Raw genomic sequence first — 21812 nt, 5'->3', positions numbered from 1 at the left:
ATGGGGGGCGTCCCCCACCCTCAGACGCTTCAAGATGTGGCTGATCTTCTGTGTGTGAAAGCCGCCTAGCCCCGGAGGGCCAGACATCGCTCTGCAGGGGAACCGCCCCACCGTCAGCGATCCCCGCCGCTTCAAGCGGAGCGTGCTGACGGTGGGCGCTACCCCTCAGACCATGTAGGCCATCGTGCGGCTGAAGGACTGGTTGAGGTGCTGCTCGAGGATCTGGATCTCCTTCGCGGTGGTCGCAGCTTCGGGGTGCTCGGCGGTGAACTGCTGGGTCACGCCGTTCCACCCCTTGTCGATGGACTTGCGGAAGAGCGCGTGAGCGAGGGTTCGGTCGTTGCTTCGGATCGCGAGTCCCATGAGCCGTGCAGCATCGTCGGCGTCGTCTAGCCGGTCGGCTCGCTCCTGCGCATCGCGGAAGGCGATCATGTCGGTTGCGCCGTAGCCGATCTTCGCGTCGAGTTGCGTCTCGAGGCTTCGGAGATGGTTCTTCACCAGCTGAACCTCCTTGTCGCGGAGGGCGTTCGCACGGGTACGAGCGCCGGCCACCACCTCTTCCGTCTGGTGCCGCTTCCCTTCCTCGGACAGGGTGACGTTCGCGGCAATGTCCTTCTTCTCCTGCTGCGTGTACTTCTGCAGGCGTGATGCCTGCTCGCGCAGATCGTCGAGCTGGGCATCGAGTGCGTCAAGGCTCATGATGTTCCCTTTCGTGCTTTGAAGTGGGCTAGCTGTTCTCGGTTGATTCGGTACGCGCGACCGACGGTGTTCGCTTGTAGGCGGTTCTCGCGGATTGCTTTGCGTATTGCACGGTCGGTCATCGCGAGGGCGTCAGCTGCTTGTTTCGTACTGAGCCATTCCAATTGTGGAGCGAGTTCCGGTCTTGCCGCACTCCTAGTTCCGGTGGCGATCTCTCGCCAAATCAGGGCCGCGGTTTTCAGCGCGACAAGTGTTTCGTCTGTTTCCGCGTCTTCGCCTCGGTGGTAGAGGTGATAGCGGTCGAGTTGTGCGTACCGAAGCAGGATCGCTGCCGCTCGGGCACTGACGAGAACTTCTGGGCCGGAGGTTCCGAGTACTAATTCGGACGCCCGGCGGATGCGCAAGTCGTTTGGCATGGGCTTCCTTACGATGGTGCTGCAGCGGTCGATAGGTGTGCATCGTGAATCAAGATCAGGCAGCAACGATGCTTCAGGTGTTCCCAGTGCTGTTGCTTGCGGCAATCCTCGAGAACAGTCGGGTGCACGTGAAGCTCCGTCGGCGGCGCTGGTATCGCGGAATCGTTGTGTTGGTGATGGCTGCTGGCCTGATAGGACTCATCACGTGCTTTTTCGCCTTCATGACCGACGAGTCGGACACGACAGCGCAGGACGTCGCGGCACTGTTTACGTGGATCGCCTTTCCGATTGTGGTCGCTGGTGTCTTCTTCGAGCTCATCGCAATCGTTGCCACGCAGGAGACGCAAGATGAGGAAGATGAGCGGGCTAAAGCAGCGCAGCCCGGCCGGGCTGCGCTGCTTCGAGCTGCACTGCGTGGTCGACTCGACTAGGAGCTCGCAGTGTCCGGCGTGCTAAGGGACGACCACCACGCACGAGCGGCCGACCGCATGTCGAACGCGCTCGCGTCCGTGATCTTGTAGGCGGGCTCTAGGTACAGCACGGTGAGGTGCAGGGTGACTCCGAAGAGGACGTCCGGCCACGCATCCGGGCCGAGCGTGTGGTCTACGTGCCACTTGTGCTTCGAGACGATGGCGCTGAGCTCAGGCGGGTTGTCCGACGTCGCGGCGAGCTCGGTAGCGAGGGTAAACGCTGCGAGGCCGATCGAGCCCATGCCGGCGACGCTGCTGGGGTTGCCGGCCTCATCTTCGTAGAGCTGGCCGGCGAGCGCCCGGTTGCCCGCCGCTTCGAGCTCGCTGAGGTAGGTGTCGACCCAGCTCTTGCTGTCGTTGGTCACGGTTCGTCCTAACGGTCATGGTGCAGCCCGAAGGCTGGGTGGTTTAGGCGCGGGCACGTGGGGTCGTGCTCAAGGACGGCATGGGTGATGCCGGGGCCGGAGATGTCGATGACGGCAGCGGCGGAGCAGTCGGGGCAGACGACGGTCAGCGGGTTCATGCCACACCCTCGAACACGTCGCCGTCGTAAGGGGTGTCAGAAGCGTTAGAAGTGTTAGAACCCTCCCCGGAACTAACAGATCTAACGGAACTAACAGGGCCATACAGACCTCTTGACGGCTTCAAGATGCGCTTCGCGTCCACTGCGCGCTTGAGATAGACGTCGAGTTGAGTCACCGGGATCGTCGGCAGCAGGTGCTGGATCTCCTGACGGGACACGGGAGCGTCCGACTGGTAAATGACGGCGATGATGTCGGCCATCCGATCCCCCACCCCCGCGGACACCTTGATCGCGTCAGCAGCAGCGCGAGCAGCTTCCAGCCCTCCGCCGTTGAGTGCCCAAGCTCCCGAGTCGGAGACCAGCAGTGCATACTCGCCCTCCTTCGCGTCGCGAGAGGTGACATGCAGCGTCGCGGTCTGCTCCTGCCGTTCACGGCGCAGCACGAGCACAGTGTCGGCAGCTCCGGCAATGCCCTGGGTGCCGCTCACTGCGTCCAGAAAGTCCTCTCCGCCGCTCTTCCGGGTGTGGTGGACGATGATGAGGGACGACCCCGGTTCTGCGTCTGTGGTGGCCTTGAGCGCTCCAAGGAACTCATAGTCCGCGGCGTACTGCGACTTCGTTGCTGCGGTACTCGGCAGCACCTTGCCAAGAGTGTCAAGGATGACAACGGGATTCTGGTCAACGTTCCGAGAAATGAACTCTCTTATCGCAGGGATCACCTGGCCGCCGTCGAGCGCGGTGACGAACTCAAGCCGCGGAGTGACCACCTCAGGGTCGAGCGTGCGGATGCGCTGCTGCAGGCGGCGCGGACCGTCTTCGAGTGCGAGGTACAAGACGGGGCGGGGCGCGCCCGTAGGTACACCGCCAAGAGCCTTCTCGCCGACGTGCAGTGATAGCGCCAGTCCGAGCACTAGCCAGCTCTTGCCGATCTTCGGCGCTGCGACGAGCAGGGTCATGCCTTCGGGGATGATGCCGGGAACGACGTACTGGGTGGGTGGAAAGTCCTGCGCCATCAGCCAGCGGGCATCGAAGGTAGTTGGGGGTCGGGTCATTAGGTCTCCTGTCCGGAGTAGATCTGGGCGCGGATCTGAGCCGCTCGTCTGGCTGCGGCTTCAGCGCCGCGATGCTTCTGCGCCTCGAGGAAGGCGTTTGTGGTCTCGTGGTCACGCGATGGCTGGCGTCGGCACACTTCGGCGTACAGCCGGTCTGCGTCGTCGTTGGCCTGGTCGACTTCGGGTTGCCGCGAAGCGCTCCCCTGCTCGAACGCGAAAACGTAGAACTGCCGAAGCGAGGGCGGCAGCTGCCTGAGCTCGACGACGCCAGCTGTGAGGTCGATCGCCAGCTGGTGCATGTACCGCTCTGCTGCCGGCGAGAGCTCGATGGTGTCCGGGTACGAGAAAGCCCCCTCGCCCTCGTTCTGTCGAGGATCCGGGGGCTTTCTGGTGCCCGACTGGCTCACGGCCACTCAGGCGGCTCCGGACGTTCAGCGTCCTGCGCAGCTTCGAGCAAGCAGATGGCGAGTCGTCGAGCCTGGTCCCCCGCGAGTTCCGTCAGGGGACGTTCCGCGCGGAGTCCTACGACGCCGTTGATGGCCAGCACCGCGAACCCGTTGACCGTCGTCTTGCCCGCCCGCATCAGGCAGCCACCTGCAGGGTGGGGACCAACATGGGGACGGCGAGTTGCTGCGTCCTCACGTCGGAGACGCGGGCGACTATGGCGTGAGCCAAACGCAGCGCTTCGGAGGGCGTCAGGATGATCGAGTAGCCGTCACTGAACTGGCTTGGCTGAGCGTCGATGATCACTTCCGCGCGCCCAGCGATGGTCGTCTCGACTTCGACGAGCTTGATTACGTCGTCCATCAACGGACACCCCAGATCGACGCGTACGAAGCGCCGAGGGCGTTCTGCACGGAGACGAGATCGACCGCGGAGCCTCGACCGGCGAACCAGAGTCGAGCGAGGCTGAAGACACTGAGGCCGGTAGCCGCTCGAAGAGCTCGGAATGAGTAGCCGGCGGCTCGTGCTTCTCGGCGCACGTTGGCAGCGAGGCCGCGCCCCAACCGTCGACCGTGCTTCGCGTGGAAGATCTTTCGGGCTGCGGCGATGATGTCAGAGGGACGTGCGAACATGTGGGAGTACTGAGACACTGTCTTGTCCTTCGGGTTTCGTGATGGTTACTGGTTGGACTGGGGCCCGGTTGCCGCCGGGCCCTTTCTCATGCCGTACGTCGTGGTCTTGCCGGACCGTGACGGACGACGTTCTGCGATGCGGTCGAGGTATCGCAGCACTTCGGCTGCAACGTCGGGCTCGAGGTTGAGCTGCAGCGGGCGGTCAGAGACGGAAGCTCGGTTGAGCCACCTTCGCTCCCCGCTGTTGCGCTGTCGCGGATCGAGAGTCTGCTGGCGGACCATCAGTGGCCCGGTGAGCTTCCAATCGACCGGCTGGTCACCCTCCGCGATCGCTCGAACAACCGCATCGAATGTCGGATCCCTGTGGGGGAGAACCCCGCGTCCTGAGACCGGCGAGGCATCTGCGTGTGACTGGCTCATCCGGCCTGCCTGAACTCCTGCGGGAGGCTGCCGTCGATCAGGGCCACAACATCCTCGTGTTTGACGTAAATGCGTCGGCCAATCTTCACGACCCGGATGGGGCAGTGGCGCGATCGCAGCCACATGCGCGCCGCTCCTTCCGTTTTGCGAAGCAGTGGGGCTGCTTCGGCGACTGTGAGCAGAGTGCTCATCAACATCTCCTTCGATCGAAGTTGCGCCACCCTGTCAAAGCGGCACCATCAGTATGCGCAGCATGCGGAGGTTTGTCAAACCTGCGCAAGTAGGGCAAGATCAGAGCATGCCCTTCCTCTTCACGAGTGTCGACGACCACAGTCCGGCCGTCGCTGACGCGACGCTCGAACCGTTCCCCGGTTTCCGAGTCGTGCCTCGCTTGACTGCCCGCGTTGAGGGTGAAGTGGACGTTGCGTACGAACCGGAACTCGAGATCACGTTCGACATGGCGTCCGTGAAGTACCGCCCGACGTTCGTCGGGATTCGTGCGGAAGACGTCAACGGCACGATGCTCCGGACGGTTCGAGTCACGGACTACGTGAAGGGCGCGGCGCGGGCCGGGATCTTCCTGGTACTGGCTGCTGAGGATGAGCAGGAGCCGCTGTCTTCGCTCTTCGACTTCGATCGTGGCGAGTCGATCTTCGGCGCGGAGTTCGCTGCCTACCTGTCGAACGGCGGCCCCGACGAGTTCGCCATCGCTCACGTCGCTTTCAGCTACGTGTTCGCCCAACTCGCTGCCGAACCCCCAGCTAAAGCAGTCCAGCGCGACGTGCGCTTGACGCCGCGAACCGCAGACAACTGGATTGCCCGAGCTCGCTCAGCGGGCCTGCTGGAACCGAAGACGACGGGCCGAGATCAGACCGGACAGCTCAAGGCATGGCACGCCGTCATGTCGCGCTTCGACGGAATGAGTACCGATGAGTGACGTCTACAAACGGGCTGACGGGAGCTACCGCGCACGATTCGAGTGGCGGGACGATGAGGACCGTCGCCGCGAGAAGACGAAGGTCTTCCGCCTCAAGGGAGACGCACAACGCTGGCTTGACGATCAGCGGGTGGCGTGGAAGTCAGGCGGCTGGGTAGATCCGAACGTGAGTGTCGCCACGCTGCAGCAGTTCTTCGACCAGTGGGCACCGCGGCAGGTCTGGGAGCCGACCACCGTCACTGCGATGACACTCGCCGTGAACAAGTGCAGCTTCCGGTCTGTCCGACTCGACAGGCTGCGTCGTTCGCACGTTGAGCAGTGGGTCAAGAGCATGTCGGCGGACCTCGCCGCTTCGACCGTTCACACGCGAGTCAATAACGTTCGCAGCGTGCTGCGGGCTGCTGTCCGCGACAAGTTCCTTGTCGCGGATCCGTCCGATGGAGTGGTCCTTCCGCGCCGTCGCCGCGCAGCTCAGGCGATGCGGATCCCGACGCCCGCAGAGATGGGGGCGGTAATCGATGCCGCGGACGACTGGTTCAAGACGTACGTCCGGTTGTGCGCCTTTGCAGGACTCCGCCTCGGAGAAGCATCAGGCCTGCAACTGGGCGACGTGGCGTTCCTCGAGCGGCGTCTCCAGATCCGACGCCAGGTTCAGCGAGCGACGGGACAGGACGTACGGGTCTCCCCTCCCAAGTACGGCTCCGAGCGCGACATCTACGTCCCCTCCGAACTCACGGAAGCCATCTCCGGCCACGTCTCCGACATCGGCGTCCGCGGAGCCGAGCAGTGGCTCTTCGTAGGTTCAGGTGGCAACCCGCCGCATGGAAACACCGTGCATTACTGGTGGACAAAGACGATCGCCGCGTCCGGTGTCGAGCCGTTCAAGTTGCACGACTGCCGGCACTTCTTCGCCTCCGGTCTCATCGCCGAGGGGTGTGACGTCGTGACCGTTCAACGCGCCCTCGGGCACCACTCAGCGACCGTCACGCTCGGCACGTACGCGCACCTCTGGCCGAACGCCGAGGACCGCACGCGTGCAGCGACTTCGAGCCTGATGAGGCAGGTTTCGGAAGCAGATGCGGCACCAGTGCGGCACGTCACCGCGCGCTGAGGCCCGATCCGCGTAGTTCCGGGCTTGTCAGTTGTTGAAGCGGAACTCCACCACGTCGCCGTCCTGCATGACGTAGTCCTTGCCCTCGATCCGGGCCTTGCCGGCAGCACGCGCCTCGGCGATCGATCCGGTCTCCACCAGGTCCTCGAACGAGATGACCTCGGCCTTGATGAAGCCCTTCTCGAAGTCGGTGTGGATGACGCCGGCAGCCTGGGGAGCCTTCCACCCCTTGCCGATCGTCCACGCGCGGGCTTCCTTCGGACCGGCCGTCAGGTAGGTCTGCAGCCCGAGGGTGTCGAACCCGATGCGCGCGAGCTGGTCGAGTCCCGACTCGGTCTGGCCGGTCGACTCGAGCAGCTCGGCGGCGTCGGCCGGGTCGAGGTCGATGAGCTCCGACTCGACCTGGGCGTCGAGGAACACGGCCTTCGCCGGGGCGACGAGCGCGGCGAGCTCCGCCTTGCGGGCGTCGTCGGTCAGGATCGCCTCGTCGACGTTGAAGACGAAGATAAAGGGCTTAGCGGACAGGAGCCCGAGCTCGGCGATCGGCGACAGGTCGATCGAGGTGGCCGACAGCAGCGTGCCCTGCTCGAGTGCGGCACGGGCCTCGCGAGCGGTCTCGAGCACGATCGGCTCGGCCTGCTTCAGCTTGAGCATCTTTTCGTACCGCGGGAGCGCCTTGTCGATGGTCTCCATGTCGGCGAGGATCAGCTCGGTGTTGATGACCTCGAGGTCGTCCTTCGGCGAGACCTTGTTCGCCACGTGCACGACGTCGTCATCGGTGAAGCCGCGGACGACCTGCGCGATGGCGTCGGCCTCGCGGATGTTCGCGAGGAACTTGTTGCCGAGCCCCTCGCCCTCACTCGCGCCCTTGACGATGCCCGCGATGTCGACGAACGACACCGGCGCCGGCACGGTCTTCTCGGAGTGGAAGAGCTCTGCGAGCTTGTCGAGCCGCGAGTCGGGCAGGTTCACCACCCCGACGTTCGGCTCGATCGTCGCGAACGGGTAGTTCGCGGCGAGGACCTGGTTCTTGGTCAGGGCGTTGAACAGGGTCGACTTGCCGACGTTCGGGAGACCGACGATTCCGATGGTGAGAGCCACGGGAGCACAGCCTACCGGCGGCCGCACGCCGGAGCCGACCCGTGCCTTCAGTCCGTCGGTCAGAACAGCGGACGCGACCCGCCCAGCGTGGCCAACCACAGGACCGCGACCAGGAGGCCGTGGGCCGACCCGGTCAGCGCGATCGCGACGGCTGCGCCGGACGCGAGGAGCGCGGTCGCCAGCCCGACCGCCCGTCGGGCGGTGTGCGGCGGCGCGTCGACGGGCTCGGCCTGTGCCAGCAGCTCGTCCATGTCCTGCGGTTCCCCCATGTGCCGAGGTTAATCGGTGGTCGCTGCCGGGCGAAGGGCCGCGATGCGGCGCTCCACGACGTCGAGGACGTCCGCGTGCAGCTGCTGCGACCTCCGCCAGTCCCCCGGGACCTGCAGCGTGTGGTCGGCTCCGGTGATGGTCTGGAGGCGCGCAGCCGTCCCCGATGCCCGTCCCGGCCGCCACAGCGGGTCCTCACCACCCCCGACCGCGTCGTGCGCGTCGGTCGCGGCTGCGAGCGCCGTCGCGACGTCGTAGTGGGTGAGGACCGGCGTCAGCCAGACCCCGGGGACCTCGTGACGGATCGCCCAGGGCAGGGCGAAGCACCCGAACGACTTCGCGACGACCAGGTCGGGCAGACGATCGCCGAGCGCCGAGCCGACCGCGGCCTCGACGAACGGCACCGGTCCGGCGGCAGCGGCCTCGTCGACGGACCATGCAGGAGCGACGACATCGCATCCGCTCGAGACGGCGATCTGGCGCGACCACCACAGCAGTGGTGCCTGCTGCCCGTACCCCGCTCCGGCCAGCACCAGCACGAGCGGGCGATCATCGGCGTCGGTCCCCATCGCCCCACAGTAGGGCCGCAACGCCGGGCGGGCGTTCCGACGATGTCGGCACCGCGTGCGACGATCGAGAGCGTGCCGTTGAACTTCACCGCGATCGACTTCGAGACCGCCAACAGCTCGCCCGCCAGTGCGTGCTCCGTCGGACTCGTGAAGGTCCGCGCCGGCCGAGTCGTCGACCGGGCCTCGTGGTTCATCCGCCCGCCGCACGGCCACGACGCCTTCCTCGAGTGGAACACGCGCATCCACGGGATCGTCGCCGAGGACGTCACGCACGCCAAGACGTGGGAGCAGCAGTACCCCGACCTGGTGGCCTTCGCCGAGGGTGACGTGCTCGTGGCCCACAACGCCCGCTTCGACATGGGCGTCATCGCCGGAGGCTGCTCCGCGACGGGCATCGACCTGGCCGAGCACCACTCGCTGTGCTCCCTGGCCGTTGCCCGAAAGACCTACACGCTCGACTCCTACCGCCTGCCGGTCGCCGCGATGGCCGCCGGGTTCGAGGGCTTCCAGCACCACGACGCCGCTGCCGACGCCGAGGCCTGTGCCGCGATCGTCGTGCACGCAGCCCGGCACCACGGGGTCGAGACGGTCGAGGCGCTCGGGGCGATCACCCGGGTGACGATCGCGCCGGTGCGGGTGCGCGCGGACAAGCCGCGGGCCGCGAACCAGCCGCGGCTGTCCAACCGGCCCATGGTCTTCGCCGACTGACGTCGGCTGGACGAGCAGCCGGGAGGCGCGGTGTCGGTGGGGTCTGCCAAGGTCACGTCATGCAGATCCTCGCCCTGGTCATCGGTCTCCTGATCGGCGTCGCCGTCGGGGCGGTCGTCGCCTGGTCGCTCGCCCGCTCGCGCGCCGGCATCGACGCCGCCTCCGCCCGTGCGACCGCCGAGGCGCTGCGCGGGCAGCTCGAGGCCGCGCGCCACGACGCCGAGGAGCGCCTCGACGCGCAGGACGCCCAGTACCGCCGGCAGGTCGACTCGCTCGAGCGTCGGTCCGCCGAGCTCGAGCACCTGGTGCAACGGATGCACGGCGTCGACGCCGCCCGGAACCAGAACGAGTCGAAGGTGCTCTCCGCGCTGAGCCCGGTGGCGCAGACCCTCGACGTCATGCGCACCAAGATCGCCGAGCTCGAACAGTCCCGCAGCGAGCAGTACGGCGCGCTGTCCGCCCAGCTGCGCTCGGCCGCCGAGTCCGAGGAACGCCTCCGCGCCACCGCGGACACCCTGGCGAGTGCCCTGTCGTCGAACAGCACGCGCGGGGTCTGGGGCGAGACGCAGCTGCGCAACGTGGTCGAGGCCGCCGGCCTGCTGGAGCGGGTCGACTTCGACGTGCAGTCCTCCGTCACGACCGCCGTCGGCACCGCGCGTCCCGACATGGTCGTGCACCTGCCCGGCGGCAAGACCATCGCCGTCGACGCCAAGGTGCCGTTCAGTGCGTATCTGCAGGCGGCCGAGATCCCCGCGACCGCGACCGGTGCCGAGGGTGCGCGCCGTGACCAGCTCATCGCGCAGCACGTCAAGGCGCTCCGCGCGCACGTCGACGCCCTGGCCGCCCGCGAGTACTGGACCGGCTACGACGCCTCCCCCGAGCTCACCGTCGCGTTCATCCCGTCCGAGTCGCTCGTGTCGAGCGCCCTCGCCGCCGACCCCGGTCTGCTCGACCACGCGTTCCGCAAGCGCATCGCGCTCGCTTCACCGGTGACCCTGTGGTCGGTGCTCAAGACGGTGGCGTTCTCGTGGCAGCAGGACGTCGTGTCGCAGGAGGCGCACGAGCTCTTCCGGGTCTCCCGTGAGCTGTACGGCCGGCTCTCGACGATGGCCGGGCACGTCGACAAGCTCGGCCGCTCGATCCGCGGTTCGGTGGTCGACTACAACCGGTTCGTGGGGTCGCTCGAACGACAGGTCCTGCCGAGTGCCCGACGGTTGTCGCTGCTCGACGAGTCGAAGGTCATCGCGGACCCGGCGTCCATCGAGGACGAACCGCGGTTGCTGACGGCGCCGGAGCTCGTCGGTGCCGTCGACGAGGACTGACTGCTGCCTCGTCCTGCCCGCTCCCACCGCCCGTCGGCGCGCTTGCCACTCGCTACGATCGGCGCTCATGGGGGAAGCACTGCAGAACCACCCCGAAGACCGCGAGTTCCCGGTCCGTCCGCGCTGGCGGCACCGGGCAACGATCGCCAAGGCTCGGAGGCAGACGGGGCGACGACGAGACCACGCCGCCACCCGGACCATCATGGCGATCGCAATCGTCGCGTTCTTCGTCGTGCTCCTGATCGCGATCCTGCCGGGCGGCGCGAACTCCTCGCCGCGAACTGGCCGGTCACCCGGCTGCCCTGGCCGGCGTCACCGGGGGCACTGTTGCCCCGGACCGTCAGCGACCCGCTGTGGGCTGACGAGGACGACGCGTCGGTCTCCTGATTGCCGCCGCGATCGACACGGGAACCTGCATCAGCGGAGCCCCGTGTTCGGCCGGAAGAAGCGGCATCAGGAACGGGAGTCGTCCGCCGAGATGTACCGGGCGGGAACGAGCAAGGCCAGGGTCACCCGGTCGTGGCCCTCCGAGAACTCCACGCCCTCCTGATGCGCGCGAGCCGCATCGACCCGCAGCAGGACGGGAGCGGGCGACTTGCGCCGCCCCGCCTGCATCGCCAGGTCGCGATCGGTGGTCAGATGTGCGTACTGGCGTCCCATCGGCAAGAGCCCGTCGCGCAGGATCGACTCAGCCGCAGCGGGGGAAGTTGCGTGCCAGAGCACGGGTTGCGGAACGATCGATGGCTTCACGATGCGCTCGTCGGTCGAGTGCCCGTACTGGGCACGGATCCGGTCACCTTCGACGGCGAAACGCTGCTTGTCAGACTCAGCGACGACGCGGCGGAGATCGGCAACCGTTGCCTCCACACCCGACTGCGCCAAGGCGTCGGCAAGGTCTGCGAGTGGCACGCTCCCGTCGCTACCGAGCTCGAGCCCGTACGCGCCCGGTTCGTGGCGCAACGCGTGTGACATCGCCTTGCTGATCGACGTGTCCCGACGGGGCATGCCTCAGTCCTCTCCCTGCTCCGCGAGCCACGCTGCTCGGTGCTCCTCCATCTCCTCCCACCAGACGTCGAACGACGTCCACTGACCCCGGTACTCCGTCCCCGGCGAAGCGAAGGTGTGGATGATCAGCACGGAAGGATTGCCCGAACGGTCGTCGCCGTCGAAGCAGAACACGTCGTCTGTGTCCTGGTGCTTCGCGAAGGGCACGAGGGAACGGGTTGGATACTGCTGAGCGACGGTCTCGGCCCAGAAGTACAAGTCGTCTTCGTACTGACAAAGCCACGACCACGGCGTGATGTCCGGTAACTGGTCAGATGCAACCACATCGAGGAACCGATCCGGATACACGAATCGGTCCGGCTGGATCTGCCGAATGCCGATCAATCGTTCATCAGTGGAGATCTCCCGCAGCTCTCTCAATGCGCCACCCCCGTGAGCGTCGGCAGATGATGGGATCCGTTCGGGTTGGCGCCCGACCAACTCTTGCCCTGTCCCGCAATGCGGATCTCCGCCGCGTCGCCCCAGGTCGCCGGCTCGCGGCCGTTCTTGCGGAACCGCTTGACCTGGTCAGCGGTCAACGCCTCGCTGTGTTCGTGCGCCCGGGCCTGCACCGGGGTGTCAGTCTCCCGTGCCGCCCTGATCCGCGTGTTGTCCATGCTCGTCACCGCTCCATCGGGCATCTCGACCACATCCACCGGGTCACCGCGCCACCCACCGTCGCGCATGCTGTTGGTGATGTCGTCGTAGTTGTAGGGCTCGCCGGTCGTGCGGTCGATCTTGTTGAAGGAGACGGACTTCTGCGAGAACCGAACAGCACCAGGATCCAACGGCCGAACGACTCGCTGCAGGGGCGTGACGAGCTTGCCCAGCCTGGACGTCGCACTGAAGGCAATGACCTGCTGAGCGATGACGTCTCGCCCCCGTGCAAAGCGACTACCGAGGTGCAGCAGCGAGGTCGCCCGTCCACCCTTGCTCGCCATCCGCATCGCCCGAGCTGTGACCCCGAGGCCCCCTGCCAGTGGCACGCAGTCGAGCAGGGAGAACGCGAGGTCCCACCCGTCGGCTTCGCCCTTGCTCATCTTGTACAACGTGTCCGCGAGCACCACGAGCGCGATCGCCGCGATGACCAACGTCCACGGCCCCGGGATGATCATCGCGATGATCCCACCCACCGCGACGACGACCTTCGCCACCGACACGATGGTCTCCCACGCCTCGGAGCCGAAGATCTTGTCCCACGTGGACTGCTTCCCCAACCCCGCATCGGCTGCTTCACCGATCTTCGTCGCGGTCCGCCGCTCCGCGTCCTCCCAGTCACCCTTCGCATCCGCCACGAGCCGCTTCGCCGCATCGATCCGCGACTGCGCCGCCGCGATGTCCCCCTGCGCCGAGCTGACCGACCCCTGCGCGACGGAAGCGTTGTCGGACGCCGCACGCAACTGCGCCGGCGACGGCACCTCCACCCCGTCCGGCACGTCGGAACCCGCCGGGTACTCGTCAGCGACCTTCGCCAGGTCCTTCGACGCCGACTGGTAGTGCGACAGCGTCGACTGCGCATCCGCCAACCGGTCCTGCGCCGCGGCGAGGTCCCCGGTGGCGTCCTTCGCGTCCGCCAACGCACCATCCGCCCGGTACTGGGTGTCATCGACCGTGTCCGCCCACCCCGACAACGCCGTCGCCGCGAGCTCGTACGAATCGACGAGCTTGGTCAGGTCCGACGGGGTGTCCTCGATCGCGTCGACGAACACATCAGCCGCTTCACCCTCCCAGTCGGTCAGCCACCCCGACCCCTGCACCGACTGCAGCCGCGTCGAGGCATCATCAGCGGCGTCGGAGATGCGCTGGTACTCCCGCGCCATCATCCGCAACGTCGACGGATCACCCTTGACCGGATCATCACCCTGATCGACGACATCCCACCCCGACGGCCGCCCCATCATTCCTCCCCAGGTCCGATCTCTCGCGCCGTCGTCCACAAGCGCGCGAGTGTGACCATATCAGGGGGCATCGACGGGGACGAGTGCCACTGGCAGGGGTCGCCCCGTCACAAGGCCGCGCGGACCGACTCGAGATCGGGGAACCCCCGGAGCCGGTAGCGCGTCGGGCGGACCTCGAGTTCCTCGATGAACTCGGACGCCAGCTCCCGCAGCAGACCGAACGGCACGGGCTGCGTCTGCCCGTCGAGGGTCACGAGCACGATCGTGTCGACCGCGGCGACCACGGTCTCGACGTCCTCGGTCCACGACGAGTACGAGAAGGCCGGGTCGTCCTCGGCGAGCCGGGCGACCGAGACCGCACCGACGTGGACGTCCTCGCCTCGCCGGTCCAGCGACTCCTGCAGGGCGTCCTGCTGCAGGTTCGCGGCAGTCGCCGTCCAGAGCGCGCGGATCGTCCGGAGCTCACCGACGAGCGACGGGTGCTCGAACCGCACCCACCCGTCACCGCGCAGCACCATGGGCGGTCCGCTCAGGACCTCGCCCTCGTCGTCGGCCAGGACCTGCTGGGCGACACCGGCCGCGACCTGGAGCCCGTCCTCGTCGTGGTCGCCGGTGACGATGAACGTCGTCGGTGCGACCGGGAAGACCACTGCGCTGCCGCGGAACTCGATGCCCTGCAACGCCTGCGGCGCGAGCACGAGCACCACGGCGAGATCGGGGTCCTGAATGACGATCGTGCCGGGCTGGATCACCGCGACGTCACCCCCGGCCTGCTCCTGCGCGGCGGCGACGGCTGCGCGCAGGACGTCGTCGTCCGCCCAGCCCATCTCGGCGAGCGCCGGCGCGGTGAGGATCGCACCGTCCTCGTCCGCCAGGATCACCCCGAGGTCGGGCGCCACCGGCACGACGTGCGGCAGCCGATCGGCCGTGCCGTCCGCCTCCGCGTGCAGCGTGCGGATGCCCGCGGTGTCCAGTCCGACGATCCGTGCCGTTGTCGCAGTCATGCGTCGAGCCTACGCAAGGGCGTGTGCACCGAAACGCCGCCGGAAGACCGGCGGCGCCCCGAAGCGGTGGACAAAGGTCCGGCCTAGAACCACTTCTCCGCACGGTGGTCCGCCTGGATCCGGCGGATCGTGTTCGAGCGCGAGCGGAGCACGAGCGAGTCGGTGTGGATGACACCGCGCGAACGACGGACACCGTCGACCAGGACGCCGTCGGTGACACCGGTCGCGACGAAGAACGTGTTGTCGCCGGTGACCAGGTCGTCCTGGTCGAGGACCTTGTCCAGGTCGTGGCCAGCGGCGATCGCGCGCTCGCGCTCCTCGTCGTCCTTCGGCTGCAGCTTGCCGAGGATCACGCCGCCCAGCGCCTTGATCGCGCACGCCGTGATGATGCCCTCGGGGGTGCCGCCGACACCGACGCACATGTCGATCGTCGAGCCGGGCAGGGCGGCGGCGATGCCACCGGCGACGTCACCGTCGAGCAGCAGTCGCGTGCCGGCACCGGTCGCACGGATGGCGCGGATCAGCTCGTCGTGGCGGGGACGGTCGAGCACGGCGACGACCATGTCCTCGAGGTCCTTGCCCTTGGCCTTCGCCAGCGCGCGGATGTTGTCACCGATCGGCTTCTCGAGGTCCAGGACACCGCGACCCTCGGGGCCGGCAGCGATCTTGTCCATGTAGAACACGGCAGACGGGTCGTACATCGAGCCGCGGTCCGAGACGGCCATCACGGAGATGGCGTTCTGGCGGCCGGCGGCGGTCAGCGAGGTGCCGTCGATCGGGTCGACCGCGATGTCGCAGGCCGGGCCGTGCCCGTTGCCGACGTGCTCGCCGTTGTAGAGCATCGGGGCGTTGTCCTTCTCGCCCTCACCGATCACCACGACGCCGTCGAAGTTCACCGTGCCGAGGAACTTGCGCATCGCGTCCACCGCGGCGCCGTCGGCGAGGTTCTTCTCACCACGGCCGACCCACGGCTGCGCACGGATCGCGGCGGCCTCCGTCGCACGCACGAGCTCGAGCGCGAGGTTGCGGTCGGGCTGGAGGAACAGGGAGCCGGTTTCCGTCGTGGGAGTCACGGATCGAGCCTAGCGACCGGCGGCCGATCCGGGGTCCCGACCGGGGGCCCGTGAACGCACGTGCACACCGGGAGTGAGCGAACCGCCCGGACCGCACCGCGCCTCCAGAGCTTCTGACTACGATCGGCGGGGACACCATCGAAGTCGAAGGAGATCCACGTGCCCATCGCAACGCCGGAACAGTACGCCGAGATGATCGAACGCGCGAAGGCGGGCAAGTTCGCGTACCCCGCGGTCAACGTGTCCTCGTCCCAGACCATCAACGCGGTCCTCCAGGGTCTGCAGGAAGCCGGCTCGGACGGCATCCTCCAGGTCACGACGGGCGGTGCCGACTACTTCGCCGGCCACACGGTGAAGAACCGCGCCGCGGGTGCCCTCGCGATGGCGAAGTTCGCCCACGAGGTCGCGAAGAACTACGACATCACGGTCGCCCTGCACACCGACCACTGCCCGAAGGACGCCCTCGACGGCTTCGTCCTGCCGCTCATCGCCGCCAGCGAGGAAGAGGTCCGCGCCGGTCGCAACCCGATCTTCCAGTCGCACATGTGGGACGGCTCGGCCGTGCCGCTCGACGAGAACATCGAGATCGCGAAGACGATGCTGTCGAAGACGCGCAACATCAACGCGATCCTCGAGGTCGAGATCGGCGTCGTCGGCGGCGAAGAGGACGGCGTCGAGCACGAGGGCACGAACGACGCGCTCTACACGACCCCGAACGACGTCGAGAAGGTCGTCGACGCGCTCGGCCTCGGTGACAAGGGCCGCTGGATCGCCGCTCTCACCTTCGGCAACGTGCACGGCGTGTACAAGCCGGGCAACGTGAAGCTGCGCCCCGAGCTCCTCGGCGAGATCCAGGCCTCCGTCGCAGCGAAGCACGGCACCGGTGAGAACCCGCTCGACCTCGTGTTCCACGGTGGCTCCGGCTCGACCGACGACGAGATCCACGAGGCCGTCCGCAACGGCGTGATCAAGATGAACATCGACACGGACACCCAGTACGCGTTCACCCGCTCGATCGCCGACTCGATGTTCCGCAACTACGAGGGCGTGCTGAAGATCGACGGCGAGGTCGGCAACAAGAAGCAGTACGACCCCCGCGCCTGGGGCAAGGTCGCCGAGACCGCCATGGCGGCCCGTGTCGGCGAGGCCGCGAAGGTCCTCGGGTCGGCTGGTCACACCCAGGGCTGAGCAGGTCCGTCCGGTCGGGTCCACCGGCCTGGAGGAACGGGGTGCGTCCGACGGACGCGCCCCGTTCTGCGTCGGGTCGCCCTGACCGCGTGACACGATGGGCGGGTGACCGTCGACGCCATCGCCTCCGAGTTCGCCCAGTTCGTCACCGAGTCGCCCACCGCGTTCCACGCGGCAGCGGTCGCCCGGGACCGCCTCGTGCGGGCCGGGTTCACCGAGCTGTCCGAGCTCGACGCCTGGCCGACCGAGCCGGGTGCGTACGTGGTGGTCCGCGATGGTGCGGTCATCGCGTGGCGACTGCCGTCCGGGGCCACGGGGACGACGCCGTTCCGGATCCTCGGAGCCCACACCGACTCCCCCGGGTTCCGCATCAAGCCGAACCCCGGTGTCCGCACCGGCGGGTGGGAGCAGCTGAACGTCGAGGTCTACGGCGGCGCACTCCTGTCGACCTGGTTCGACCGCGACCTCCGCATCGCCGGCCGGGTCGTCGACGCCGACGGCTCCGTGCGGCTGATCAGCACCGACGCCGTCGCCCGGATCCCGAACCTCGCCATCCACCTGGACCGCGGGGTGAACGACGGCAAGGAGATCGACCGCCAGCGTCACACGCTGCCGATCGTCGGCGTGGACGGCGACGCCGGCGGCACGGACGTGGTGTCCTGGCTCCGCGCCCGACTCGGCGAGGGTGCGGTGTCGTGGGACCTGTTCCTCGCCGACACCCAGGCGCCGTCGCGGATCGGCATCGACGCGGCGTTCCTGGCGTCCGGTCGGATGGACAACCTGACGAGCGTGCACGCCGGACTCCGCGGCATCGTCGACGCTCCCGCCGACGGGGACCACATCCCGGTGTTCGCGGCGTTCGACCACGAGGAGATCGGCTCGTCCACCCCCTCCGGTGCCGGTGGACCGTTCCTGGAGGACGTGCTCGGCCGCGTGCAGGAGGGCCTCGGCGCCTCCCGCTCCGAGGCGGCGCGGGCGTTCCGCGCCTCGTGGCTGCTGTCGAGCGACGCCGGGCACCTGGTACACCCGAACCAGCCCGAGAAGCACGACCCGACCAACCGTCCGCGCCCCGGCGCCGGCCCGCTGCTGAAGATCAGTGCGAACCAGCGCTACATGACCGAGGCGAAGGGCGAGGCCGTCTGGGCTGCGGCCTGCGACACGGCCGGGGTGCCGTGGCAGCCGTTCGTCAACGTGAACACCATCCCCGGCGGCTCGACGATCGGCCCGATCGCGGCGACCCGGCTCGGCATCCCGACGATCGACATCGGCGTGGGGCTGCTCTCGATGCACTCGATTCGTGAGCTCGTGCACGTCGACGACCTGGCGGCGCTGCACGGGGCCGTCGCCGCGTTCCTGGCCGGCTGACCTCCGGCGCGCTCCGGCTGGCCGGGGTCCGCCGGGCCGGATCCGACGGGCCGAGTCCGACGGGCGGAGTCCGACGGGCCGGAGTCCGACGGGCGGAGTCCGACGGGCCGGGTCCGACGGCACGCCCGGCACCGGCGCCGACTGGTCACGACTCCCCGCGCGCGCAGGGTCGAGCGGTCGCGGACTGTCGGTCGCTCCGGCGCCGGGCGACACGACGTGACCCCTCGGCGTCGGGGCTGCGGCGTGTCGTGACCGTTCGGCTGCGGCAGCTGCGCCAGGCGGTGCGACTGCGGCAGCGGCAACGGCAGCTGCGCCGGGCCGTCAGACGCGCGACCGCCGAGCCGTCGGGCGCCTGACCGGCGACGGGCCGTCAGACGCCGGACTGGCGCAGCATGAAGTCGACGAAGGCCGGGTCCTGCATGACCACGACGACGAACGCGATCGTGCTGACCGCCGTGGCGACGACCGCGCCGACGAGCGGCACCCAGAACGTCCGCTTCTGTGCGCGGAGCCGACGGATGGACCACCAGGCGACCAGGGCGAAGACGACGACGTTGCTGATCGCCACGACGGCAGCGGCCGTGCTCAGCGCGCTCGGGTCGTTCAGCTCCGTGTACTGGGTCTCGAGGGTGCGCCGCACGGTCGAGGCGACCTGTCCGACGGACAGGGACTGCACCACGGAGACGAGCCCGAAGGCGAGCAGTCCGACGGTGAGCACGAAGTCGGCCGGGGTCCGACCGAACCGGCTGCGCGCCATCGACCGCTGCGCTCCGCCGGGGACCGTACCGGACGGAGCGTCCCTTCCGGGGAGGCCGCCGCGAGCACCGTCGCGCACGCCGGCGACCGGGGCCGGGGCCTGCTGGTCACCTGCCTGGCGCTCCCGCTCCTGGCGTTCCTGCTCCTGCCGTTCCTGCTCGACGAGCACCGGGTTCACCCAGCCCTCGGGCGCGTACTCGCCGTACCCGGGTGCCGGGCGGCCCTGGGGCCGGCCGTTCCCGGTGACGGGAGCCGACGTCGTGGACGCACCACGGGCCTCCAGTCCGACGCTTGTACCGGGGTCCTGGCCCACCGGTTCACGCCGCGGGACCGACGACCAGTTGCCCACGCCGCTCATGCCCGACGCCCGCCGAGCGCGCGCGTCGCGTTGCCCGACGCGTCGGTGCGGAGCTCCTTCGGGAGCGAGAACATGAGGTCCTCGTGCGCGGTGACGACCTCTTCGACCGAGGCGTAGCCCGCGTCGGCGAGCTGCTCGAGCACCTCGGCCACGAGTTCCTCGGGCACGGACGCACCGCTCGTGACGCCGACGGTGCCGACGCCGTCGAGCCACTCCTGCTGGATCTCCTCGGCGTAGTCCACGCGGTGCGCGGCACGGGCGCCGTGCTCGAGCGCGACCTCGACCAGGCGGACGCTGTTCGACGAGTTCGCCGAACCGACCACGATCACCAGGTCGGCTGCCGGCGCGACCTTCTTGATCGCGACCTGGCGGTTCTGGGTGGCGTAGCAGATGTCGTCCGACGGCGGGTCCTGGATGGCGGGGAACCGCTCGCGCAGCAGGCGGACGGTCTCCATCGTCTCGTCGACGCTCAGCGTGGTCTGCGACAGCCACACGAGGTTGTCCGGATCGTCGACCTGGAGCGCGGCGACGTCCGCCGGGCCGTTGACCAGGATCGTGCGGTCCGGGGCGTGCCCCATGGTGCCCTCGACCTCTTCGTGGCCGGCGTGCCCGATCAGGATGATGGTGCGGTCGGCCTTCGCGAACCGGGTTGCTTCGCGGTGGACCTTCGTGACGAGCGGGCAGGTGGCGTCGATGGCGTGCAGGTCGCGGTCAGCAGCGCCGGCGACGACCGCCGGGGAGACACCGTGCGCGCTGAACACGACGTGCGAGCCGCGCGGGACCTCGGCCACGTCGTCGACGAACACGGCACCACGCTGCTCGAGCGTCGACACCACGTGCACGTTGTGGACGATCTGCTTGCGGACGTAGACGGGCTCGCCGTACTGCTCGAGCGCTTGTTCGACGGCGACGACCGCCCGGTCCACGCCCGCGCAGTACCCGCGGGGCGCCGCGAGCAGGACCTTCTTCGGGCCGGCGACCGGTTCGTCCCGCAGGCGACCGCGCGCCGCGTGCACTCGCGGCGGGGCGAGTGGGACCGTGTGGCCGTTGGTGATCGTCACGTCCCCGATGATAGGTGAGCGGGACGCGCGCGACCTGGGCGTGCAGGCCCCTGTGGAGAACCCGAGGACGACCCCTGTCACCGGTCTCGTGCACGATGGACGTCCCAGTTGGACAAGGAGCGACATGGCGATCGAACAGGGCCCGCCGACGGCCGACAACCCGTGGCCCGTGGCGCTCCTCGGCGCCAAGCTCCGGGACTGGATCGACCGCCTCGGCACCGCCTGGGTCGAGGGCGAGATCACGCAGTGGAACGTCGCCGGCGGCAACGTCTACGGCAAGCTCAAGGACGTCGAGGTCGACGCCACCGTGTCGTTCTCCATCTGGTCGAGCGTGCGCTCCCGGGTGCCGGCCGACATCAAGCAGGGCGACCGCGTGGTGGCGGCGCTCAAGCCGAACTACTGGGTCAAGGGCGGCTCGCTCACCATGCAGGTCGTCGAGATGAAGCACGTCGGCCTCGGTGACCTGCTCGAACGGCTCGAACGGCTGCGCCGCACCCTGGCCGAGGAGGGCCTGTTCGACCCCGCCCGCAAGAAGCGCCTGCCGTTCCTGCCGCACCGCATCGGACTCGTCACCGGCAAGGACTCCGACGCCGAGAAGGACGTCAAGCGGAACGCGCAGCTGCGCTGGCCCCAGGTGGAGTTCCGCACCGTGCACACCGCCGTGCAGGGCGAACGGACCGTCGGCGAGGTCACGGCCGCGATCCTCGAGCTCGACGCCGACCCCGAGGTCGACGTCATCATCATCGCCCGCGGTGGCGGTGACTTCCAGAACCTGCTCGGGTTCAGCGACGAAGGACTCGTCCGCGCGGCAGCGTCCGCGTCGACGCCCATCGTCTCCGCCATCGGCCACGAGGCCGACCGGCCCATCCTCGACGAGGTCGCCGACCTGCGCGCCTCGACCCCGACCGACGCGGCCAAGCGGGTCGTGCCCGACGTCGCCGAGGAGCTGGCGAACGTGCGGCAGGCCCGTGCCCGGCTGGGCCTGCGCCTCTCCCACACGCTGTCGGTCGAGGCGGACCGGCTGGCCGCGCTCCGGTCGCGGCCGGCGCTCGCCTCGACCGCGTGGCTCGTCGACACCCGCGCGGAAGAGGTCGCCCGCGACCTGTCCCGTGCCCGGGAGCTCCTCGACCGCCGGCTCGAACGCGGTCACTCCGAGGTCGGCCACCTGACCGCGCGGCTCCGTGCACTCTCACCGCGGGACACCCTGCGTCGGGGCTACGCGATCGTGCAGCGCACCGACGGCGGAGTGGTCCGCGGGGCGGCCGACCTGACCGGACCGACGGCCGTGCACGTGACCCTCGGGGCCGGCACCGCGACGGGCACGCTCGAGCCCGAGGGCCCCGGTCCGGACGGCTCCGGTCCGGCGGCCCCGTGAACGCCGTGGGAGTTCTCCA

At 68.6% G+C, this 21812-nt stretch carries 25 protein-coding genes; 8 read left to right on the top strand and 17 right to left on the bottom strand.

Going from position 1 to position 21812, the window contains the following annotated elements; all coding sequences use genetic code 11:
- Positions 1–165: 165 nt before the first annotated feature.
- Both I8920_RS03920 and I8920_RS16345 read right to left on the bottom strand, forming a co-directional pair.
- On the bottom strand, positions 166–699 hold the full coding sequence (locus I8920_RS03920; protein ID WP_198657873.1) for a hypothetical protein: 534 nt from the start codon (positions 697–699) through the stop codon (positions 166–168).
- Positions 696–1115: an excisionase family DNA-binding protein gene (locus I8920_RS16345; RefSeq protein ID WP_198657872.1), complete on the bottom strand. Its 420-nt coding sequence runs from the start codon at positions 1113–1115 to the stop codon at positions 696–698. The genes I8920_RS03920 and I8920_RS16345 overlap by 4 nt, the downstream gene beginning before the upstream one ends.
- Positions 1116–1192: 77 nt before the next feature.
- Between I8920_RS16345 and I8920_RS03910 the strand changes: the two genes are divergently transcribed.
- A complete protein-coding gene (locus I8920_RS03910) occupies positions 1193–1546 on the top strand; it encodes a hypothetical protein (RefSeq protein WP_198657871.1) in 354 nt (117 codons plus the stop codon).
- Here I8920_RS03910 and I8920_RS03905 read toward each other — a convergent pair.
- The 5 genes from I8920_RS03905 to I8920_RS03885 all read right to left on the bottom strand — a co-directional run bounded on the left by I8920_RS03905 (position 1543) and on the right by I8920_RS03885 (position 4847).
- Positions 1543–1950, bottom strand: a complete 408-nt coding sequence (locus I8920_RS03905) for a hypothetical protein (protein WP_198657870.1) — start codon at positions 1948–1950, stop codon at positions 1543–1545. The genes I8920_RS03910 and I8920_RS03905 overlap by 4 nt on opposite strands.
- A gap of 154 nt (positions 1951–2104) precedes the next feature.
- The gene (locus tag I8920_RS03900) at positions 2105–3160 is read right to left on the bottom strand and encodes an AAA family ATPase (RefSeq protein ID WP_198657869.1); all 1056 of its coding nucleotides are present in this window, start codon (positions 3158–3160) and stop codon (positions 2105–2107) included.
- Positions 3160–3459 (bottom strand): hypothetical protein, encoded by a 300-nt coding sequence (locus I8920_RS03895; protein ID WP_198657868.1) that lies wholly within the window; start codon positions 3457–3459, stop codon positions 3160–3162. Before I8920_RS03895 ends, I8920_RS03900 begins: the two co-directional genes overlap by 1 nt.
- Positions 3460–3742: 283 nt before the next feature.
- Positions 3743–3967: a hypothetical protein gene (locus I8920_RS03890; protein ID WP_198657867.1), complete on the bottom strand. Its 225-nt coding sequence runs from the start codon at positions 3965–3967 to the stop codon at positions 3743–3745.
- 685 nt (positions 3968–4652) lie between these two features.
- Complete coding sequence (locus I8920_RS03885; protein WP_198657866.1) at positions 4653–4847, bottom strand: helix-turn-helix domain-containing protein; 195 nt, start codon at positions 4845–4847, stop codon at positions 4653–4655.
- Between the two features lie 107 nt (positions 4848–4954).
- Here I8920_RS03885 and I8920_RS03880 point away from each other — a divergent pair, with 107 nt between their 5' ends.
- Positions 4955–5593, top strand: a complete 639-nt coding sequence (locus I8920_RS03880) for a hypothetical protein (protein ID WP_198657865.1) — start codon at positions 4955–4957, stop codon at positions 5591–5593.
- Entirely contained in the window at positions 5586–6704 is a 1119-nt protein-coding gene (locus tag I8920_RS03875) for a tyrosine-type recombinase/integrase (protein WP_232832813.1), read from the top strand. The genes I8920_RS03880 and I8920_RS03875 overlap by 8 nt, the downstream gene beginning before the upstream one ends.
- Before the next feature lie 27 nt (positions 6705–6731).
- Here the strand turns inward: I8920_RS03875 and ychF are convergent, their stop codons facing one another.
- Genes ychF through I8920_RS03860 form a run of 3 tightly spaced genes read right to left on the bottom strand, consistent with a single transcriptional unit; the run spans position 6732 to position 8641 of the window.
- The gene (gene ychF, locus I8920_RS03870) at positions 6732–7805 is read right to left on the bottom strand and encodes a redox-regulated ATPase YchF (RefSeq protein ID WP_198657864.1); all 1074 of its coding nucleotides are present in this window, start codon (positions 7803–7805) and stop codon (positions 6732–6734) included.
- A gap of 59 nt (positions 7806–7864) precedes the next feature.
- A complete protein-coding gene (locus I8920_RS03865) occupies positions 7865–8074 on the bottom strand; it encodes a hypothetical protein (protein ID WP_198657863.1) in 210 nt (69 codons plus the stop codon).
- Between the two features lie 9 nt (positions 8075–8083).
- The gene (locus I8920_RS03860) at positions 8084–8641 is read right to left on the bottom strand and encodes a hypothetical protein (protein WP_198657862.1); all 558 of its coding nucleotides are present in this window, start codon (positions 8639–8641) and stop codon (positions 8084–8086) included.
- A 72-nt stretch (positions 8642–8713) separates the two neighbouring features.
- On the opposite strand from I8920_RS03860, the gene I8920_RS03855 reads away from it, so the two are divergent.
- A complete protein-coding gene (locus I8920_RS03855; protein WP_232832812.1) occupies positions 8714–9349 on the top strand; it encodes an exonuclease domain-containing protein in 636 nt (211 codons plus the stop codon).
- A gap of 59 nt (positions 9350–9408) precedes the next feature.
- Positions 9409–10671 carry a DNA recombination protein RmuC gene (locus I8920_RS03850; RefSeq protein ID WP_198657860.1) on the top strand — a complete coding sequence of 421 codons (1263 nt, stop codon included), beginning with the start codon at positions 9409–9411 and terminating at the stop codon, positions 10669–10671.
- Between the two features lie 453 nt (positions 10672–11124).
- Here the strand turns inward: I8920_RS03850 and I8920_RS03845 are convergent, their stop codons facing one another.
- The 5 genes from I8920_RS03845 to glpX form a co-directional block, all read right to left on the bottom strand.
- Complete coding sequence (locus I8920_RS03845) at positions 11125–11676, bottom strand: RNA 2'-phosphotransferase (protein WP_198657859.1); 552 nt, start codon at positions 11674–11676, stop codon at positions 11125–11127.
- 3 nt (positions 11677–11679) lie between these two features.
- Positions 11680–12096 carry a hypothetical protein gene (locus I8920_RS03840; protein ID WP_198657858.1) on the bottom strand — a complete coding sequence of 139 codons (417 nt, stop codon included), beginning with the start codon at positions 12094–12096 and terminating at the stop codon, positions 11680–11682.
- Entirely contained in the window at positions 12093–13652 is a 1560-nt protein-coding gene (locus I8920_RS03835; RefSeq protein ID WP_198657857.1) for a putative T7SS-secreted protein, read from the bottom strand. Before I8920_RS03835 ends, I8920_RS03840 begins: the two co-directional genes overlap by 4 nt.
- 68 nt (positions 13653–13720) lie before the next feature.
- Positions 13721–14617: a hypothetical protein gene (locus I8920_RS03830; RefSeq protein ID WP_198657856.1), complete on the bottom strand. Its 897-nt coding sequence runs from the start codon at positions 14615–14617 to the stop codon at positions 13721–13723.
- An 83-nt stretch (positions 14618–14700) separates the two neighbouring features.
- Positions 14701–15690 (bottom strand): class II fructose-bisphosphatase, encoded by a 990-nt coding sequence (gene glpX, locus I8920_RS03825; protein WP_017886722.1) that lies wholly within the window; start codon positions 15688–15690, stop codon positions 14701–14703.
- 159 nt (positions 15691–15849) lie between these two features.
- On the opposite strand from glpX, the gene fbaA reads away from it, so the two are divergent.
- Complete coding sequence (fbaA, locus tag I8920_RS03820) at positions 15850–16878, top strand: class II fructose-bisphosphate aldolase (RefSeq protein WP_198657855.1); 1029 nt, start codon at positions 15850–15852, stop codon at positions 16876–16878.
- 105 nt (positions 16879–16983) lie between these two features.
- The gene (locus tag I8920_RS03815) at positions 16984–18243 is read left to right on the top strand and encodes a M18 family aminopeptidase (protein ID WP_198657854.1); all 1260 of its coding nucleotides are present in this window, start codon (positions 16984–16986) and stop codon (positions 18241–18243) included.
- Between the two features lie 370 nt (positions 18244–18613).
- On the opposite strand, the gene I8920_RS03810 is transcribed toward I8920_RS03815, so the two are convergent.
- Together I8920_RS03810 and I8920_RS03805 are read right to left on the bottom strand one after the other, a co-directional pair.
- Positions 18614–19357: a DUF6264 family protein gene (locus I8920_RS03810; RefSeq protein WP_198657853.1), complete on the bottom strand. Its 744-nt coding sequence runs from the start codon at positions 19355–19357 to the stop codon at positions 18614–18616.
- Positions 19354–20418, bottom strand: a complete 1065-nt coding sequence (locus I8920_RS03805; protein WP_372454423.1) for a 4-hydroxy-3-methylbut-2-enyl diphosphate reductase — start codon at positions 20416–20418, stop codon at positions 19354–19356. The genes I8920_RS03810 and I8920_RS03805 overlap by 4 nt, the downstream gene beginning before the upstream one ends.
- Before the next feature lie 124 nt (positions 20419–20542).
- On the opposite strand from I8920_RS03805, the gene xseA reads away from it, so the two are divergent.
- On the top strand, positions 20543–21793 hold the full coding sequence (gene xseA, locus I8920_RS03800) for an exodeoxyribonuclease VII large subunit (protein WP_198657852.1): 1251 nt from the start codon (positions 20543–20545) through the stop codon (positions 21791–21793).
- Positions 21794–21812: the final 19 nt, after the last annotated feature.

It is taken from the genome of Curtobacterium sp. YC1 (genome assembly GCF_016267665.1).
Taxonomy (GTDB): domain Bacteria; phylum Actinomycetota; class Actinomycetes; order Actinomycetales; family Microbacteriaceae; genus Curtobacterium.
This window is presented reverse-complemented; position numbering and strand designations above follow the sequence as displayed.